Origin of the sequence: Actinoplanes sp. NPDC048988, from assembly GCF_043197815.1 — a bacterium.
Lineage (GTDB): Bacteria > Actinomycetota > Actinomycetes > Mycobacteriales > Micromonosporaceae > Actinoplanes.
The window spans coordinates 1,271,984-1,289,316 of record NZ_JBICTW010000001.1; the positions used below are offsets into that span (position 1 = coordinate 1,271,984).

Here is a 17,333-nt window from a genome sequence, read left to right on the forward strand (position 1 = left end):
TTGTGCACCGTTTCTGCCCCAATTGTTGCTTTTGGGGACGGACACGGTGTCTACCGTCGGTCGGCGAGCCGGCGCACGACGTAGCCGTACCAGTGGGTTCCGTACGGCAGGTAGACCCGCACGACGTTGCCGCCGGCGGCCAGCCGGGCCTGCTCCTGCGGGCGCACCCCGTACAGAAGCTGGAACTCGTACTCCTCCGGCAGACGGTCGAACCAGCGGGCGCGGTCCTCGGCGATCGCGATCAGCCGGGGGTCGTGCGTCGCCACCATCGGGTAGCCGTCACCCGACATCAGAATGTTCAGGCAGCGCACGAACGACTTGTCGATGTCCAGAGCGGACTGGAACGCCACCGACTCCGGCTCCGCGTACGCGCCCTTGCAGAGCCGCACCCGCGAACCGGCCGTGGCCAGCTCGCGGCAGTCGCCCTCGGTGCGCCTCAGATAGGCCTGAAGCACCGCGCCCGTGCCCGGGTGGTCCTTGCGCAGCTCGGCCAGGATCTCCAGGACGGCGTCGGTGGTGGTGTGGTCCTCGGCGTCCAGGGTCACCGTCGTGCCGGCCTCGGCCGCGGCCGCACAGACCGCCTGGGCGTGCTCGTAGGCCAGCCGCTCGTCGAGGCGCAGGCCCAGCGCCGACAGCTTGAGGCTGACCTCGGCGGCCGGGGTCAGGCCGGCCGACTTCGCGGCCGCGAGCAGCGCGCGGTACTCGTCGCGGACGGCGACCGCCTGCTCCGCGCTGCGCGTTTCCTCAGCCAGATGGTCGAAGGTCACGTAGAGCCCGTCGTCGGCCAGGGCGCGGCCGGTGCGCACCGCGTCGCCGGCCCCGTCGCCGGCCACGAAACGGCCGGCGACCTTCTTGCTGACGGGAACGGCGGCCGCGAGACGCCCGAGGCGGTCCGAGCCGGCGGCGGCCAGGAACAGGGAGCGGAGCATGCCCCGAGCGTATCGTCCGGCCCACCCCCGATCGCGGGAGTGGCGCGCGGGCCATGTTCGCCGGAGCCCGGTGCGGCTACCTTTGTCGGGTGGACTTCGATGCGTACGCCCGAACCGCCGTTGACCTCGTCAACGCCGAGGTGAGTGATCTCGCCGCGCTACGGGCCCTGTTCACCGACGAGCAGGGCTGGATGCGCGAGGAGGTCGCGGAAAAGGACGTCGCCGTCTTCCGCCGCGCTCAGCGGCGCCTGCGCGACGTCTTCGAGTACGGCACGAGCGGCCGCGACGCCGAGGCCGTCACCGAGCTGAACTCGCTGCTCGAGGTGTTTCCCGTGCAGCCGCGCATCTCCGGGCACGACGCCGCCGACTGGCACATGCACGTGACCAGCCGCGGTTCGTCGGTCAGCTCCGAGTACCTGGCCGGCGCCGCCTGGGGACTGTCGGTCTGGCTCTGCGAGTACGGCAGCGCCCGCTTCGGCATCTGCGCCGACGAGCGCTGCGGCAACGTCTACCTCGACACGTCGTCGAACAACTGCCGCCGCTTCTGCTCCGAGCGCTGCGCCACCCGCTCCCACGTGGCCGCCCACCGCGCCCGAAAGAGGGCCGAGCTGGCCGGCTCCGCTTCGCTCCGCGAGGCCGTCGCTCTGTAGCTGGCTCCGCTTCGCTCCGCGAGGTGGTCAGCCCCGGGTGATGGCGGGTGTGGGTGACTCTGCCGGCTTCAGGTGACGGCGGGCGAACTCCAGGGACTCGCGCAGGTCGGCCTCGCGGGCCGCGCGGCTGGCCGCCTTGCGGGTGGAGACCTCCAGGGCGACCGAGCCGGTGAAGCCGCGGGCCGACAGGGAGCGCAGAAGCTCGGCGCAGGGCTGGTTGCCGCGGCCGGGCACCAGGTGCTCGTCGCGGCCCTCGCCGGTGCCGTCGCCCAGGTGCACGTGCTTGAGGTTGGCGCCCATCTTGTCGGCCATGGCCAGCGAGTTGACGCGGGACGCGGCGCAGTGCGACAGGTCGAGCGTGTAGGCGTCGAAGCCGGTCTCGGTCGGGTCCCAGCCGGGCGTGTACGGCACGAACCAGCGGCCGGCCATCTTCACCGGGAACATGTTCTCGATGGCGAAGTCGAGGTCGGGGTGCCGGGCCTGGATCTTGGCCAGGCCGGCCGAGAAGTTCTTGGCGTAGTCGCGCTGCCAGCTGAACGGCGGGTGCACCACCACGGTGGGGGCGCCCAGCGTCTCGGCGAGCTGGGCGGCGCGGCTCAGCCTTTCCCAGGGGTCGGTGCTCCACACCCGCTGGGTGACCAGCAGGCAGGGCGCGTGCACCGACAGCACCGGAACGTTGTAGTGATCGGCCAGACCCTTCAGCGCGCCGGCGTCCTGGCTGACGCGGTCGGTCCAGACCATGACCTCGAGACCGTCGTAGCCGGTCGTGGCGGCCAGCTCGAACGCGGCCGCGGTCGGCTCGGGGAAGACCGACGAGCTGGACAGAAGCACGGGGACGCGGGAACTCACGTCATCAAGCGTAGACCCGTTTGTCGCGTACGCCGTCTCCTCTACCGGGTATATGCGACCATACCGGGCGGTGACATGGTGCCGGTCCCCCGCGCGCGTAGGCTGAGCCTGGTGAGCCGCCGTCAACAGATCCGCATCGTCCTCGACGCTGCGGCAGCCGCCCGTGCTGCCGAGGTCGACCTCGATTTTCCTCGTGAGTGGATCGAGTTCCTCGACCCCGACGACGACAAGCACCTGGTCCGAGCCGATCTGACCTGGTTGCTGTCGCGATGGACGTGCGTGTTCGGCTCGGCCTGCCACGGCATCGTGGCCGGGCGGGCCCAGGACGGCTGCTGCTCGCACGGCGCGTTCTTCACCGACGCCGACGATGAGAACCGGGTGAAGGCGGCCGCGGCCAAGCTCACTCCCGAGAACTGGCAGCACTACCGGCGCGGCTTCAAGAACTACACCGAGCTGGACACCATCGACGGGGCCAAGCCGGCCCGCCGCACGGCGATCCAGTCCGAGAACGGCCCGTGCGTCTTCCTGAACGATTCCGACTTCGCCGGTGGTGGCGGCTGCGCCCTGCACGCGCAGGCGCTGCGGGACGGCGTACACCCGCTGACCTACAAGCCGGACGTCTGCTGGCAGCTTCCGGTGCGCCGGGAACAGGACTGGATCAACCGCCCGGACGGTACGAAGGTGCTCCAGTCGACGCTCACCGAGTTCGACCGGCGCGGCTGGGGCCCGGGTGGTCACGACCTCGACTGGTGGTGCACGTCGTCGCCGGACGCCCACGTCGGCACGGAGCCGATGTACCTGTCGTACGCGCCGGAGCTGATCGCCCTGGTCGGCCAGGCCGCCTACGACAAGCTGGCCGAGCTCTGCGCCGACCGCCTGGCCAAGGGCCTGACCGCGGTGCATCCGGCCACGGTGAAAGCGGGGGCACCGAAAAAGCGCGGCGGACGTGAGCCCGCCGCGCCCCCCGAGTCGGTTTAAGGCTCGAACTTGTAGCCGAGGCCGCGCACCGTGACGATGTAGCGCGGGGCCGACGGCTCGGGCTCCACCTTGGAGCGCAGCCGCTTCACGTGGACGTCGAGGGTCTTGGTGTCACCGACGTAGTCGGCGCCCCAGACCCGGTCGATCAGCTGACCTCGGGTCAGCACCCGGCCGGCGTTGCGCAGCAGCAGCTCGAGCAGCTCGAACTCTTTCAGCGGCAGCTGCACGCCGCTGCCGTCGACGGTGACCACGTGGCGCTCGACGTCCATCCGGACCGGGCCGGCGGCCAGCGTCGGGGTGGAGACCTCGGCCGCCTCGGTGCCCTGCCGGCGCAGCACGGCGCGGATCCGGGCGACCAGCTCGCGCGGCGAGTACGGCTTGGTCACGTAGTCGTCGGCGCCGATCTCCAGACCGACGACCTTGTCGATCTCGCTGTCCCGGGCGGTGACCATGATGATCGGGACGGCCGAGCGCTGACGCAGCTGGCGGCAGACCTCGGTGCCGGACATCTCCGGAAGCATGAGGTCGAGCAGCACGATGTCGGCACCGGTCCGGTCGAACTGCGTCAGGGCGGAGGTTCCGGTCGGGGCGACCGAGACCTCGAAGCCCTCCTTGCGCAGCATGTACGACAGGGCGTCGGAGAACGACTCCTCATCCTCGACCACGAGCACGCGGGCCAATGTGGTTCCTTCCATCTTCCGGCTCACGGGCTCAACGCCCGCCAGCACCGGATTCGATCTCAATTGCCGTCGGTAACGGCAAGGGGGCTTCCGGGGGACGCGCCGGTAGGCGCAGGGTGAACGTCGAGCCGTCGCCGAGGCTGCTGGTCACGTCGACCCGGCCGCCGTGGTTGGTGGCGATGTGCTTGACGATGGCCAGGCCGAGACCGGTGCCGCCGGTCGAGCGCGACCTGGCCTGATCGGCGCGGTAGAACCGCTCGAAGATCCGGTCGACGTCGTGCGGCGCGATGCCGATGCCCTGGTCGGCGACGTCGATCTCCACCCAGTCGTCGTCGTGACGGAGCGTGAGTTCGACCTTCGTGTCATCTCCGGAGTACGCGATCGCGTTCTCCACGAGGTTGGTCACCGCGGTCGCCACCTGACTGTCACTGCCGTAAACGGTAGCGCCCTTGGGACCGGAGTAGACGACCTCGATGTTCTTGGCCGAGGCGGTGGTGCGGGTGCGGTCGATGACCTCGGCGATCACCCAGTCGACGGCGACCGGCTCGGGGGTGGGCAGCGGCTCGGCGCCCTGGAGCCGGGTGAGCTCGAGCAGTTCGTTCACCAGGCGGCCCATGCGCGCCGACTCGTGGTGGATCCGTTCGGCGAACCGGCGGGCCGCCAGCAGGTCCTCGTTGGGTTCCTCGTTGTCGACGGCCTCGGCCGCCGGCACCTCGGTCGCGTCCAGCAGCGCCTCGGCCAGCAGCTGGAGCGCGCCGATCGGGGTCTTGAGCTCATGACTCACGTTGGCCACGAAGTCACGGCGGACCCGGGCCAGCCGGTGCGACTCGGTGACATCGGCCGCCTCGACCGCCACGTGCGTCGAGTTCAGCGCCACCGCCCGCAGGTGCAGGCCGAGCGGCGCCTGAGCGGCCCCGGCACGGCCATGCGGAAGATCAAGTTCGACTTCCCGCCGTACGCCGGTCCGCCGCACCTGCCCGGCCAGAGTGCGCAGGATGGGGTGGGCCGCGATGGTGCCCGGGGCGCCGCCGGAGCGAAGCAGGCCCATGGCCCGGGCGGCCGGGTTGACCAGCACCGGATGATCCTCGGCGTCGAGGACCACCACGCCGACGCGCAGCGAGTCGAGGCTCTTGCGACCAAGCCCCTTCATGCCGTGCTTGCCGGTGTGCTCGTTTTCCTGGTCGATGGCGCGTCCTCCCTCATCTTTCCGGGAGGTGGCATCCGACCCGGGCGACCTACGGGCACGGGCGATGACGATCCCCGCAGCCACGCCGACAGCCAGCGCGACGAGGGTCAGAAGAGTGCCGTACACCAGGTCCACGCTGCGATCGTAGGGTCATTGTTTACCTGGGCCCTAGGGGGATCCGGACAAACCGGGCGCGTGTCGAATAATGTTCACCACCGCGCCCAGCGTCGTTCATTGCCGTTCACGTGTCCGCTGCTGGGCACCCCTAGCCTGTACATCAACCAAGGTCGCGCCCTGTTTCGGGGCGACCGCGAGCCCCTGGGGACGAGACAACATGCGCGAGGAGTTCCAGGCCGACCTCAACGAGGTCACCCGCCTGCTGGTGACCATGGCAGAAGGGGTGCGCACCGCGCTGCGGAACGCGACCACCGCGCTGCTCACCGCCGACCTCAAGGCCGCCGAGTCGGTCATCGAGCGCGACCTCGAGATCGACGCGATCTACAGCCAGGTCGAGACGAAGGTGGCCGACACCATCGCCCGCCAGGCGCCGGTCGCCTCCGACCTGCGGATGGTCATCACCGCCCTGCACATCTCGGCCGACATCGAGCGGATGGGCGACCTCGCCGAGCACGTGGCCAAGACCGCCATGCGCCGTCACCCGTCGCCGGCGGTACCGGCCGAGCTGCGCCCGGTCTTCAAGAGGATGGCCGAGGTGGCCGACGAGATGGCCGGGGAGATCACCAAGCTGCTGGCCAACCCCGACGCCGAGCTGGCGGCGGCCCTCGAGCAGGCCGACGACAAGATCGACGACCAGGAGCGCGAGCTGTTCCGCATCATGCTGGCCGACGACTGGCCGTACGGTGCCGAGACCGCTATCGACGGCGCCCTGCTGGGCCGCTTCTACGAGCGCTACGCCGACCACGCCGTGAACGTCGGCGCGCAGCTGGTCTACCTGATCACCGGAGACAAGGTGGCCGACCAGGGCTGAGCACGCGCTCGCCAGGTCGGGGCAGGGCCGGGACACCACGGGGGTGTCCCGGCCCTTCGCCGTTTCTAGCGGCCCTGGTTGGCGACCGCGGCCGCCGCTTCCTTGGCCGCGTCGGGGTCGAGGTACGTGCCGCCGGCGGTGACCGGGCGCAGGTTGTCGTCCAGGTCGTACCGCAGCGGGATGCCGGTCGGGATGTTCAGCTTGGCGATCGCCTCGTCGGAGATGCCGTCGAGGTGCTTCACGATGGCCCGCAGCGAGTTGCCGTGCGCGGCGACCAGCACGGTCTTGCCGGCCCGCAGGTCCGGGACGATCTCGTCGTACCAGTAGGGCAGCGCGCGGACCAGCACGTCCTTGAGGCACTCGGCCTTGGGCAGGACCTCCGGCGGCAGCAGCGCGTACCGCGGGTCGTCGAACTGGGCGAACTCCGAGTCGGCCTCGATCGGCGGCGGCGGTACGTCGTAGGACCGGCGCCACAGCATGAACTGCTCCTCGCCGTACGCCTCAAGCGTCTGCTTCTTGTCCTTGCCCTGCAGAGCGCCGTAGTGGCGCTCGTTCAGGCGCCACGAGCGCTTCACCGGGATCCAGTGGCGGTCGGCGATGTGCAGAGCGATCTCGCTGGTCCGGATGGCGCGGCGCAGGACGCTGGTGTGCACCACGTCCGGCAGCACGCCCTGCGCCTTGAGCAGCTCGCCGCCGCGGCGGGCCTCGTCCTCACCCTTGGCGTCGAGGTCGACGTCGACCCAGCCGGTGAAGAGGTTCTTGGCGTTCCACTCGCTGTTGCCGTGTCGCAGCAGCACCAAAGTCCCTGTCATGGGATCCATCCTGCCGCAGGCGCATTTGCCGCGGGCGCGGACCCACTAGTGGCGACCACCACGTGGAAACGGAGTTGCGCGTACACCTAGGTTGTAAGGGAATAAGCCTTGATCACTGCTTACCACTAGGAACGGGGTGCGGCGTGCAGCGCTGGTTCAGCCAGGCCATCGGTGGTCTCCCACGGCAGTTCTGGCTCCTCTGGACCGGCACGCTGATCAACCGCCTCGGCTCGTTCGTCGTGATCTTCCTGGCGATCTATCTGACCGGTGAGCGCGGCTTCTCACAGAGCCAGGCCGGCCTGGTCATCGGCCTGTACGGGGTCGGCGGCGCCCTCGGCACCACGGCCGGCGGGGTACTGGCCGACCGCTGGGGACGCCGGCCGACGATGCTCGTCGCCCAGTTCGGCGCGGCGGCGCTGATGCTCGCGCTCGGCTTCGCCCACGAGTACGGGCAGATCCTGGCCACGACGTTCCTGCTCGGCTTCTTCAGCGAGGCGGTGCGCCCCGCCTTCTCGGCGATGATGGTCGACGTCGTGCCCGAAAAGGATCGCGTACGGGCGTACTCACTCAATTATTGGGCGATCAACCTGGGCTTCGCGCTGTCGTCGGTCGGCGCCGGCCTGGCCGCCAAGGCCGACTACCTGCTGCTGTTCGTCGTCGACGCGGCCAGCACCCTGATCACCGCCACCATCTTCCTGATCTTCGTGAAGGAGACCAGGCCAACCCGCTTGGGAGTACGGCGGCAGGCCCGCTCCGGCGGCCTCGGCACGGCCCTGCGGGACCGGATCTTCGTCGGCTACCTGCTGATCTCGCTGGGCGGCGTCGTCGTGATGATGCAGCACATGTCGACGCTGCCGATCGCGATGACCGCGGACGGCCTGTCGGCGGCGACGTACGGCGCGGTCATCGCGGTGAACGGCGTGCTGATCGTGCTGGGTCAGCTCTTCATCCCCAAGCTGATCGGCGGCCACGACAACGCGCGGGTCCTGGCCGTGGCCTCACTGATCATCGGGGTGGGTTTCGGGCTGACCGCCTTCGCGAACGCGGCGTGGTTCTTCGCGCTGACCGTGGTGATCTGGACGCTGGGCGAGATGCTCCAGTCCCCGTCGAACGCGGCGACGGTGGCGGGCCTGTCCCCGGCGTCGCTGCGGGGTCGCTACCAGGGGCTGAGCTCGCTGTCGTGGTCGGCCGGCACCGCCCTGGCCCCGATCCTGGGCGGCTTCACCCAGGAACACCTCGGCGACGCGGCCCTGTGGCTGGGCTGCTTCGCGGTGTGCGCCCTGGTCGCGGCCGGCCACCTGCTGGCCGCCCCCAGCCGCCGCCGTCGCATCGCCGCGATGGCCGAGCTTCCCCCTTCCGAGCCCGCCGCCGCCCTGTCCGCCGCGACGCCGCCGCCCTCTGCCGCCTCCGCCCCCACCTCCGCCGCCGCCATCTCCTCGGCCACCTCCACCGCCTCCGCCGCTGCCGCCTCCACCTCCGCTGGCGCCTCCACCGACTCCGCCGCGACGTCGCCCTCCTCCGCTGCCGACTTGGCCGCGGCGGCTGCCACGGTGGCGCTCGGCGCTACGCCGCCGGCTGAGGCCGAGCCCGTGGCGGACATTCCGCCCGAGATCGTCAAAGAACCCTCGTCCCGATAGGAAACCGAGAAGACAGACCGCGTTCCGCGCGCTAGCCTCCGCATGGACTGTTAACAAGGTTTCCTAACGGGGGCGCGGTGCGCGGCTGGCTTCGGGACACGGCGGGCGGACTCCCGGCGACCTACTGGTATCTCTGGACCGGCATCCTGATCAACCGGGTCGGCGGCTTCGCGGTCCTGTTCCTCTCGCTCTACCTCACCGCCCAGCGCGGCGCCGGCACCGCACAGGCCGGTCTCATCGTCGGCACGTACGGCATCGGCGGCATCCTCGGCACCCTGACCGGCGGGGTTCTCACCGACCGCTGGGGCCGCCGCCGCACCCTGCTGCTGTCCCACTTCGTCGTGGCAGCCACCCTGGTCGGCCTGGCCCTCACCCCGAACCTGGCTGTGATCGCCACTCTCTGCCTGCTCCTGGGCGTGTTCCAGTCGATGCCCCAGCCCGCCTTCGTAGCCGCCATCATCGACGTGGTCCCCGCCGACCGCCGCTCCCGCGCTTTCAACCTCCAGTTCTGGGCCTTCAACCTCGGCATGGCCTTCGCCTCCCTGATCGCCGGCGTCCTGGCCACCTGGAGCTACGTCGGCCTCTTCCTGATCGACGCCGCCTCCACCCTGGCCACGGCCCTCCTGATCGCCTGGAAGATCCCCGAAACCCTTCCCCGCCGCCGCTCGCCGTCGCGTCCTTCTCACCCCCGGCCGAGGGGCCTGGGAGTGGTGCTGACCGACCGGATCTTCCTGGTCTTCGTGGGGCTGACGGTGCTGCAGGCGCTGATCTACACGCAGGCCAGCACGATCGTGCCGCTGGCGATGCAGGACGACCGCCTGAGCCCGTCGGCCTACGGCCTGGTCGTGGCACTGGGCGCGGCCTTGATCGTGATCGGCCAGCTCTTCGTGCCGCGCCTCATCGACGGCCACCACAAACACCGGGTGCTCGCCGTCGCCCTGCTGATCAACGGCATCGGCTTCGCGGTCCTGGCCCTGGCCGACCACCTGTGGCTCTACCTGATCGCCGCCGTGATCTGGACGATCGGCGGCATGCTGGCCGCCCCACCCAACGCCGAGATCAACTCAGAGCTGGCCCCCCTCGACCTGCGAGGCCGCTACCAGTCGGTCTTCTTCCTGGCTTTCCCGGCAGCCTCTTTCCTGGCCCCAGCCTTGGGCGGCGCGGGCCTGCAGTACCTGGGCGACGCCCACTGGCTGATAGTCGGCGCCCTGGGCGCCGCCGCCGCGGCCCTGCACCTGCTGGCCGGCCCGGCCCGCGAACGCCGCGTGGCCGCCCTACGCTCCGAGACCGCCCAGACAGTGACCACCTCCTGACCGACCCCGCCAGCCAGGAAGCCGGAGAGAAGTCACCGCCCGCCGCAAGCAGCCCAGCCCGCGCATCACCACAGAAACCCCAACGCACACGCCGACTGGCGCCTAGCCCACCCACGCCCACCCGCGCATCCGACAGGCCCCTCGACCTGCGCATCACCGCAGGCAGCCCAACGCGCCGCCTCGCCCCTAGCCCAGGCAGCCCAACGCACGCGCCGCCTCGCCCCTAGCCCAGGCAGCCCAACGCACCCGCCGACTCACGCCCAGTCCAAGCAGCCAACGCGTAGAGGGCGGCGCGCAGGGTGGCGGCGGTAAGGTCGGCGGGCAGGACGATGGCGTTGTAGGCGCCGCGGAACTTGAACGGCCCGATCCGCCGCACGCACCGGCTCACGCCCACTCCAGGCAGCCCAACTCACGCGCCGGCTCACGCCCTATCGAGGCATCTCGGCCGCGCCTCCCACAGGCGCCCCTACCCGCGCAAAGCGGAAGAACAGACCAACCGGCGCGGAGCGGAAGCACAGACCAACCCGCGCGGAGCGGGAGCGTAGATCGACACCGGCGGAGCCGAAGCACGGGCTGGCACGGGCGGCGTGGATGGGCGGATCAACCCGTGCGGTGGCCGGTCGGTTCGAGGGGTGGGCTCACGGCGTACGGCCGAAATCGCAAGTGAAGGCAGAAAGGAAGGGCCGCCAAGTCCGGCTCCGTCGAGAGCTGTTGCACCGGCGGCGGCGGACGACGCCCATCCCCATAGGCGTCGCCCGCACTAACCGCCGGTCTCGGGTCGCGCCGTCCCCCAACGGCATATGCCACCCGTCCCCAAACGCCGGCCGCGGTGACCGTCTCCGGTCAACCAGTTCCCCGAACTAACGGTCCGGCGTCCATTGATTACGCTAGTTGGGGCGGTCAAGCCTTACAAGCCACTTGGCTGTCTGCCATCTGTCTGGACCGTCACAGTCACCGACTTTTGGCCGATCGGCGGATGACCAATCACACATAAGTCCTGCTGACCGGCCCGAGATGGTCACTCGTCCGGGTTCTCGAGCTGGAAGAAGTTGCTCCTCTTGCCGCTCGTCAGCCGCTGCTGGTAGATGAAGTTCAGCCGGCGCTTGTCGAACGCCTCGAACCACTCCGACCAGCTGACCTCGACCAGGCGGTCACTTTCGTCGTATCCGGGGAAGTCGAACCGCAGTACGCCGAGGTGGCCGTCGTGCTGGGTGCCGGCGATCGTCGCGGGCACGGCCTTGCGCGCCTTCGCCCACTGGCGGATCACCTCGTGGTCGGTGGTGACCAGGGAACGGCCCAGGCGTTCGGGCTTCTCACTGGTCGACTTGATCTCCTGGCTGTACTGGAGGGACTTCGAGGCCTTCTTACCGGTGCGCTTGCCGCCGGAAGCGGATGCGCCACCGGAAGTAGTGGGCTTGCCCTTGGTCAACGTCTTGACGAGCTTCGCCACCAGCTCGGGCTTCTTCAGATCGCCGGTGCCCTTGACGCCGCGCGCGGACAGGCGGGCCCGCAGCTCGGGCACCTTGAGCCGGGCGATCTCGCTCTCGTTGACGTCCGGGGTGTTCGGGGTGTCGTTGCGACTGGTCGGGTTCTTGCCGGCGGCGTCGCGACGAGCGGCCTTGACCATCTTCTTGACGAGTTCCGGCTTCTTCAGGTCGTCGGTGTTCTTGACGCCACGGTTCTTCAGCTCGCGGCGCAGGTCGGCGGCCTTCATCCGGGCGATCTTGCTTTCGCTCACGTCGGGGGTGTTCGGAGTCTCGTTTCGGCTCTTGGCGGTCTTCGTGGCAGCCACGCCGCTTCACCTCACTCAATCCATCGGCGTTGTCCGATCACTCCAGTCAGTACCCGGACATTTGACGCCGACACACCTGCGTCAGGAACCGTCCTCCGATGGGGCGAGGTGTTTGAACGCCTGCAGATTGGCAACTGATTCGCCGCGCTTCACCCGCCACTCCCATTCACGGCGGATCGACGAGCCGAAGCCGATCTCGAGCATGGTGTCGAACGATTCGTCCGAATAGGTCAGTACCGAGCCGAGCAGCCGGTCCAGTTCGTCCTCGTCCAGGCCTTTCAGCGAGACCCGGCCGGTGAGGTAGACGTCGCCGGCGGCGTCGATGGAGAAGGCCACCCCGTACATCCGGGCGTTTCGGCGCAGCATCCACGCCCACAGTTCCTCGTGCCGTTCGTCGGGGCGGCGCATGACGAACGCCTCGACGCGCAGCGCGTGTTCGCCGACGATCAGGTTGCAGGCCGTCTTCAGTTTGTGGTTTCCGGGCAGGGTGACCACATAGGAGCCGGGACCGGTGCTCTCCCATTCGAGCTCTCGTTCCGAGAGCGTCTTCTCGATCAGATCGGTCACCATGCGTAGGCCTCCAGGCGTTGTCTGATCAGCTCGCGGTGCTCGGTCACCGCCTCACGGTAGACCCGGAGCAGGCCTTCCGCCGTACGGTCCCAGGAGAAGTCGGACGCGTGCGCGACAGCCGCCGCCGACAGGAGTTCGCGGCGGCGTGGAGCGGCCAGCAGGTCGTCCAGCACGCGGCCCCAGGCCGCCGGGTCGTGCCCGTCGACCAGTACCCCGCTGACGCCGTCGCGGACCGCCGTCACCAGGCCGCCGACCGCGGCCGCGACCACCGGGGTGCCGCAGGCCTGCGCCTCCAGGGCGACCAGACCGAAGGATTCGTTGTACGACGGTACGGCTACCACGTCCGCACTGCGGTAGAGCGCGGCCAGCCCGTCGCCGTTCTGCGGGGGCAGGAACCGCACCGAGTCGCTGACGCCCAGGGAGGCCGCCAGTTCGATCAGCGAGGTCGGCCGGTCGAGACCGCTGCCGCTGGGGCCGCCGCAGATCACCACTGTCACGTCTTTCGTGCGCATCTCGGCCAGGGCCGCGATCAGCACGTCGGGCGCTTTGAGAGGCTGGATCCGCCCCACGAAGGCGATGACCTTGCCGTCGGCCGGCAGTCCGAAGCGGGCGCGGTCACCGGGGCCGGGCCGGAAGCGCTCGAGGTCGACGCCGGGCTGGACCACCGTCGTGCGGGCCGGGTCGGCGTCGTAGTAGGCGACCAGGTCGCGGGCCTCGAAGCGGGTGTTGGCGACCAGCCGGTCCGACTCGGCGATCACCTGTTCCTCGCCGATCACGCGGGCGCGCGGCTCGGGCCGGTCGCCGAGCGCGATCAGCCTGTTCTTCACCTTGGCCAGGGTGTGCGCGGTGTGCACGTGGGGCACGCCCCAGCGTTCGCGGGCGAGCCAGCCGACCTGGCCGGAGAGCCAGTAGTGAGAGTGGATGAGGTCGTAGTGGCCCGGCGGCTGGGCCGCCTCGGCCCGCAGCACGCCGTTGGCGAAGGCGCAGAGCTGGGCGGGCAGCTCTTCCTTGTCCAGGCCTTCGTACGGGCCGGCGGTGACATGCCGGACCAGCACGCCGGGCGACATCTCGACGCAGGGCGGCAGGTCACCGCGGGTGGCCCGGGTGAAGATCTCCACCTCGACGCCGCGCTGGGCGAGCCGCTTGGCGACCTCGACGATGTACACGTTCATGCCGCCCGCGTCGCCGGTGCCCGGCTGTTCGAGGGGGGACGTGTGCACGGAGAGGGTGGCAATGCGCCGGGGGGTCGGCCATTCTGCCACGATTTATCCTCCATTGTCCGGCAAATGCGTGGGGACTAGTGCGCAATCATTAATCTTCCCCGTCCCGATGGGCCGAACCACTATGCAGCCCACCCGGGGTGACCCATCTCATCGGGACGCCAGTGGGAAGGACGCCAGAAGGAAGGATGGGGGCATGCAGAACATCGCAGTGGTCACGGGCGCGTCCAGCGGCATCGGCGCGGCGACGGCCCGCCGCCTCGCCACCGAGGGCTTCCACGTCGTGGCGGCGGCCCGGCGCGCCGATCGGCTGGACGAGCTGGTCAAGGAGATCGGACCGGCCGCGACAGCTGTCGCGTGCGACGTCACGTCCGACGAGTCGGTGTCGGCTCTGGCCGCGACGGTGACCGCGCTCGGCGGCCCGGTCACGCTGCTGGTCAACAACGCGGGCGGCGCCGCCGGTCTCGACCCGGTGGAGTCGGGCTCGGTCGACGACTGGCAGTGGATGTACGACGTGAACGTCCTCGGCTCGCTGCGGATGACCAAGGCCCTGCTGCCGGCGCTGGAGGCGAGCGGCGCGGGCACGATCGTGACGGTCGGTTCGACCGCGGCCTTCACGGTGTACGAGGGCGGCGGCGGGTACACGGCGGCCAAGCACGCACAAACCGCGCTGGTCGGGACGTTGCGGCTGGAACTGTCGGGCAAGCCGGTGCGGATCATCGAGGTCGACCCGGGCATGGTCCGTACGGACGAGTTCGCGCTCAAGCGCTTCGGCGGTGACCGGGCCAAGGCCGACGCGGTCTACCAGGGCGTCAAGGAGCCGCTGGTGGCCGACGACATCGCGGACATCATCGCCTTCGCCGCGACTCGTCCCCACCACGTCAACCTCGACCGCATCGTGGTGCGGCCGATCGCCCAGGCGGCCCAGCACAAGGTCTACCGGGAGAAATAGTGAAACCGGTCGGCGAGATCACGCGGGGGACGACGAATCCCAACCGGCTGCGTCGCGTCGACAACTTCATCGCGTTCCGCTGCGGCGCGCGGCTCCGCGACGCCCCGCAGCCCCTGGTCGTCGACCTCGGCTACGGCGCCACGCCGGTCACGGCCGTGGAGCTGCGGGGCCGCCTGGCGGCGGCGGTCCGGCCGGACGTCGCCGTGGTGGGTCTGGAGATCGATCCGGTACGGGTGGTGGCCGCGCAGCCTTACGCCGACCCCCCACTGCTCGACTTCCGGCGCGGCGGTTTCGAGCTCGCCGGCCTGCGCCCGGTCGTGGTGCGGGCGTTCAACGTGCTGCGCCAGTACCCGGAGGAGGACGTCGGCGCGGCCTGGCGGCAGATGACCGCGACCGGCGCCGTGCTGATCGAGGGGACCTGCGACGAGCTGGGCCGCATCGCCACCTGGGCGGTGATCGAGGACGGCGCGCCCAGCACTCTGACGCTTTCGGCCCGGTTGTCCGATCTGGATCATCCGGCGACCTTCGCCGAGCGGCTGCCCAAGGCCTTGATCCACCACAATGTGCCGGGTGAGCCGGTGCATGAGCTGCTGCACGCGCTGGGCCGGGCCTGGGAGACCGAGGCGACCCCGTTCGGGCCGCGTCAGCGCTGGATCGCCACCGTCCGCCGGATGCGCGAGGAGGGCTGGCCCGTTCAGGACGGCCCCGCCCGGTGGCGGCTCGGTGAGCTCACGCTGCCGTGGCCGGACAACAGGTCGGGCCGGTCCTCCGCAGCGGACCGGCCCGACCCCAGGGGGTGAATAACGTCTGCCCCCAGAGTCGGGTGCGGCGGGTGCGGACCCGGGCGCGGCGCGGTTGCCGATCGGGAGCGGACATGGAGAAGGCGCCGGCGTCAGGGGACGGCGGCGCCTTCTCGGGGACGGGGCGGGTCAGAGCACGGAACGCAGCGTCTCCACCAGGGCCTCGCTGCTGAAGGGCTTCTTGACGAGCAGGGCGTCCTCGGCGATCAGGCCGTCGGCCACCGCGATCTCCTTGGGCAGCCCGGAGATGTAGACGACGCGCATCTCCGGGCGCAGCTCGGTGGCCGACCGGGACAGCTCGCCGCCCGAGACGCCGGGCAGCCCTAGGTCGGTGATCAGGATGTCGATGTCGCCGGGATGTTGCCGGCAGGCCTCGATGGCCTGCGTCGAGTCACCGGCGATCAACGTGTCGAAGCCACGCCGTTCCAGCATGCGCCGCATGATGTCGCGCAGGTCCTCCTCGTCGTCGACGACCAGGACGGTGGGTCGCGTGTCGGTTTCGGGCGCCTGCGACATGGGTCCTCCTGTGACTAACGAACCGAGCCGAGACCTCACGCTATCCGCGCGAGGTTGCACGAATGGGCCTTTCAGCGACTGAGGTAACCGGTGTACAGCATCCGGTTGGGCGAACCCGGGCCCGGATTGCGGATCGAGCCCGTTCCGGCCTGCGCCACCAGCTCGTCGCGCACCTGCGCCGGCGTGTACGACGGGTGCGCGGCGAGCACCAGAGCGGCCGCCCCGGCCACGTGCGGTGCCGCCATCGAGGTGCCGCTCATCAGCTTGACGGCGGTGTTCGACGCGGCCGACGCGCCCTGGATCCGGACGCCGGGGGCGAAGATGTCGACACAGGACCCGTAGTTCGAGGACGACCACCTCGTGTCTTTCTGGTCGGTGGCGCCCACGGTGATCGCCGACGGGGTGCGCGCCGGTGACTGCGTACAGGAATCGCGGTTGTCGTTGCCCGCCGCGACGACGACGGTGACGCCCTTGGCCACGGCCCGCTCGACCGCGTCGTCGAGCGCCTTGCTGGTGGTGCCGCCGAGGCTCAGGTTGGCCACCGCGGGACGGGCGGTCTGCTGGGCGACCCAGTCGATGCCCGCGATGATCTCCTTGTAGGAGCCGGTGCCCTTGCAGTCGAGCACGCGCACGCCGACCAGCTTGACGTCCTTGGCCACGCCGTACGTCATACCGCCGATGGTGCTCGCGACGTGGGTGCCGTGGCCGTTGCAGTCGCCGCCGGGCCCGTATCCGCCGGTCGCCCGGCCGTCGAATTCCCGGTGCGTGGTGCGGATGCCGGTGTCGACCACGTAGACGGTGACGCCGGTGCCGGCGGGCGCGGCGTACGACGACGACAGCGGCAGGGCGCGCTGGTCGATCCGGTCGAGACCCCAGGTGGCCGAGGCCGCGGGTGCGGCTACGGCCACTCCGGGCAGGGCACAGGCGAGCGCGACGGCGGCTGCGGTCAGCGTCGTGGCGATGCGCAAAGGTTGTTCCTCTCAGTTGTTTCGGCCACTTCACCGGGGAGAAGGGCATGCCGAAGGTCATCTGAGGGAAAGGGTGCGGTGGGCCGCGAAGCGCTCCGGGATCCACAAGGTTGCACGTGGGTTGCAACACCCTCGGAGCGGTACTCCGCGCCAGGAAGATCGAAGTGAAGAGCTAAAGCCGTGCGGCGGAGGACCGATCTACCCGGAGTACCGCTACACACCGCCACCGAGCAAGGAGAGCGATATGTCCAGCCTGCTGTCGCCCGAGATCGTCACCGTCGATTCGCTGACCGACCGCTGTGACCGTTGCAGCGCGGCCGCCCGTCTGACGGTCACCCTGACCAGCGGCGGCGAGTTGGCCTTCTGCGGGCACCACGCGAACCGCCACCACGAGGACATCAGCCGCGTCGGCGAGCGGATCACGCTCGAGCAGGGCTTCGAGTGGGCGGGAAAGTAACCGCTTAGTAGGCATTCGCCGCGTTATGCTCGTTTC

At 70.1% G+C, this 17,333-nt stretch carries 19 protein-coding genes; 8 read left to right on the forward strand and 11 right to left on the reverse strand.

Going from position 1 to position 17,333, the window contains the following annotated elements:
- Positions 1-50: 50 nt before the first annotated feature.
- The gene (locus ACGFJ7_RS05730; protein ID WP_360246863.1) at positions 51-929 is read right to left on the reverse strand and encodes a proline dehydrogenase family protein; all 879 of its coding nucleotides are present in this window, start codon (positions 927-929) and stop codon (positions 51-53) included.
- 89 nt (positions 930-1,018) lie between these two features.
- Between ACGFJ7_RS05730 and ACGFJ7_RS05735 the strand changes: the two genes are divergently transcribed.
- The gene (locus ACGFJ7_RS05735) at positions 1,019-1,579 is read left to right on the forward strand and encodes a CGNR zinc finger domain-containing protein (RefSeq protein WP_360246865.1); all 561 of its coding nucleotides are present in this window, start codon (positions 1,019-1,021) and stop codon (positions 1,577-1,579) included.
- 27 nt (positions 1,580-1,606) lie between these two features.
- On the opposite strand, the gene ACGFJ7_RS05740 is transcribed toward ACGFJ7_RS05735, so the two are convergent.
- A complete protein-coding gene (locus ACGFJ7_RS05740) occupies positions 1,607-2,428 on the reverse strand; it encodes a sugar phosphate isomerase/epimerase (protein WP_360246867.1) in 822 nt (273 codons plus the stop codon).
- Between the two features lie 75 nt (positions 2,429-2,503).
- Between ACGFJ7_RS05740 and ACGFJ7_RS05745 the strand changes: the two genes are divergently transcribed.
- Positions 2,504-3,406, forward strand: coding sequence for a hypothetical protein (locus tag ACGFJ7_RS05745; RefSeq protein ID WP_392641053.1), 903 nt, complete (start codon positions 2,504-2,506; stop codon positions 3,404-3,406).
- On the opposite strand, the gene ACGFJ7_RS05750 is transcribed toward ACGFJ7_RS05745, so the two are convergent.
- On the reverse strand, positions 3,403-4,086 hold the full coding sequence (locus tag ACGFJ7_RS05750; protein WP_097317745.1) for a response regulator transcription factor: 684 nt from the start codon (positions 4,084-4,086) through the stop codon (positions 3,403-3,405). The two genes, ACGFJ7_RS05745 and ACGFJ7_RS05750, sit on opposite strands and share 4 nt — an antisense overlap.
- A 31-nt stretch (positions 4,087-4,117) precedes the next feature.
- Complete coding sequence (locus tag ACGFJ7_RS05755; RefSeq protein WP_360248235.1) at positions 4,118-5,383, reverse strand: ATP-binding protein; 1,266 nt, start codon at positions 5,381-5,383, stop codon at positions 4,118-4,120.
- 223 nt (positions 5,384-5,606) lie between these two features.
- On the opposite strand from ACGFJ7_RS05755, the gene phoU reads away from it, so the two are divergent.
- Positions 5,607-6,260: a phosphate signaling complex protein PhoU gene (gene phoU / locus ACGFJ7_RS05760; protein WP_360246871.1), complete on the forward strand. Its 654-nt coding sequence runs from the start codon at positions 5,607-5,609 to the stop codon at positions 6,258-6,260.
- A 65-nt stretch (positions 6,261-6,325) separates the two neighbouring features.
- Here phoU and ACGFJ7_RS05765 read toward each other — a convergent pair whose 3' ends face one another.
- Complete coding sequence (locus ACGFJ7_RS05765; RefSeq protein WP_392641055.1) at positions 6,326-7,081, reverse strand: phosphoglyceromutase; 756 nt, start codon at positions 7,079-7,081, stop codon at positions 6,326-6,328.
- A 134-nt stretch (positions 7,082-7,215) separates the two neighbouring features.
- Between ACGFJ7_RS05765 and ACGFJ7_RS05770 the strand changes: the two genes are divergently transcribed.
- Together ACGFJ7_RS05770 and ACGFJ7_RS05775 are read left to right on the forward strand one after the other, a co-directional pair.
- Entirely contained in the window at positions 7,216-8,709 is a 1,494-nt protein-coding gene (locus ACGFJ7_RS05770) for an MDR family MFS transporter (protein ID WP_392641057.1), read from the forward strand.
- A gap of 77 nt (positions 8,710-8,786) precedes the next feature.
- The gene (locus ACGFJ7_RS05775) at positions 8,787-10,022 is read left to right on the forward strand and encodes an MFS transporter (protein ID WP_360246877.1); all 1,236 of its coding nucleotides are present in this window, start codon (positions 8,787-8,789) and stop codon (positions 10,020-10,022) included.
- 223 nt (positions 10,023-10,245) lie between these two features.
- Here the strand turns inward: ACGFJ7_RS05775 and ACGFJ7_RS05780 are convergent, their stop codons facing one another.
- From ACGFJ7_RS05780 to mshA, 4 genes are all read right to left on the reverse strand, one after another.
- Positions 10,246-10,410 carry a hypothetical protein gene (locus ACGFJ7_RS05780; protein ID WP_392641059.1) on the reverse strand — a complete coding sequence of 55 codons (165 nt, stop codon included), beginning with the start codon at positions 10,408-10,410 and terminating at the stop codon, positions 10,246-10,248.
- Between the two features lie 630 nt (positions 10,411-11,040).
- The gene (locus ACGFJ7_RS05785) at positions 11,041-11,814 is read right to left on the reverse strand and encodes a hypothetical protein (RefSeq protein WP_360246879.1); all 774 of its coding nucleotides are present in this window, start codon (positions 11,812-11,814) and stop codon (positions 11,041-11,043) included.
- Between the two features lie 81 nt (positions 11,815-11,895).
- Positions 11,896-12,384 carry a YbjN domain-containing protein gene (locus ACGFJ7_RS05790; protein ID WP_360246881.1) on the reverse strand — a complete coding sequence of 163 codons (489 nt, stop codon included), beginning with the start codon at positions 12,382-12,384 and terminating at the stop codon, positions 11,896-11,898.
- Positions 12,378-13,646 carry a D-inositol-3-phosphate glycosyltransferase gene (mshA, locus tag ACGFJ7_RS05795; RefSeq protein WP_360246883.1) on the reverse strand — a complete coding sequence of 423 codons (1,269 nt, stop codon included), beginning with the start codon at positions 13,644-13,646 and terminating at the stop codon, positions 12,378-12,380. Before mshA ends, ACGFJ7_RS05790 begins: the two co-directional genes overlap by 7 nt.
- Positions 13,647-13,800: 154 nt before the next feature.
- Here mshA and ACGFJ7_RS05800 point away from each other — a divergent pair, with 154 nt between their 5' ends.
- Together ACGFJ7_RS05800 and ACGFJ7_RS05805 are read left to right on the forward strand one after the other, a co-directional pair.
- Entirely contained in the window at positions 13,801-14,556 is a 756-nt protein-coding gene (locus tag ACGFJ7_RS05800; protein ID WP_360246885.1) for an SDR family NAD(P)-dependent oxidoreductase, read from the forward strand.
- Entirely contained in the window at positions 14,553-15,356 is an 804-nt protein-coding gene (locus tag ACGFJ7_RS05805; RefSeq protein WP_392641310.1) for a class I SAM-dependent methyltransferase, read from the forward strand. The genes ACGFJ7_RS05800 and ACGFJ7_RS05805 overlap by 4 nt, the downstream gene beginning before the upstream one ends.
- Positions 15,357-15,485: 129 nt before the next feature.
- On the opposite strand, the gene ACGFJ7_RS05810 is transcribed toward ACGFJ7_RS05805, so the two are convergent.
- Positions 15,486-15,872 carry a response regulator gene (locus ACGFJ7_RS05810; protein WP_360246887.1) on the reverse strand — a complete coding sequence of 129 codons (387 nt, stop codon included), beginning with the start codon at positions 15,870-15,872 and terminating at the stop codon, positions 15,486-15,488.
- Between the two features lie 71 nt (positions 15,873-15,943).
- On the reverse strand, positions 15,944-16,840 hold the full coding sequence (locus tag ACGFJ7_RS05815; RefSeq protein ID WP_392641062.1) for a S8 family peptidase: 897 nt from the start codon (positions 16,838-16,840) through the stop codon (positions 15,944-15,946).
- Between the two features lie 244 nt (positions 16,841-17,084).
- On the opposite strand from ACGFJ7_RS05815, the gene ACGFJ7_RS05820 reads away from it, so the two are divergent.
- Complete coding sequence (locus ACGFJ7_RS05820; RefSeq protein WP_097317735.1) at positions 17,085-17,297, forward strand: hypothetical protein; 213 nt, start codon at positions 17,085-17,087, stop codon at positions 17,295-17,297.
- The last annotated feature ends 36 nt before the right edge of the window (positions 17,298-17,333 follow it).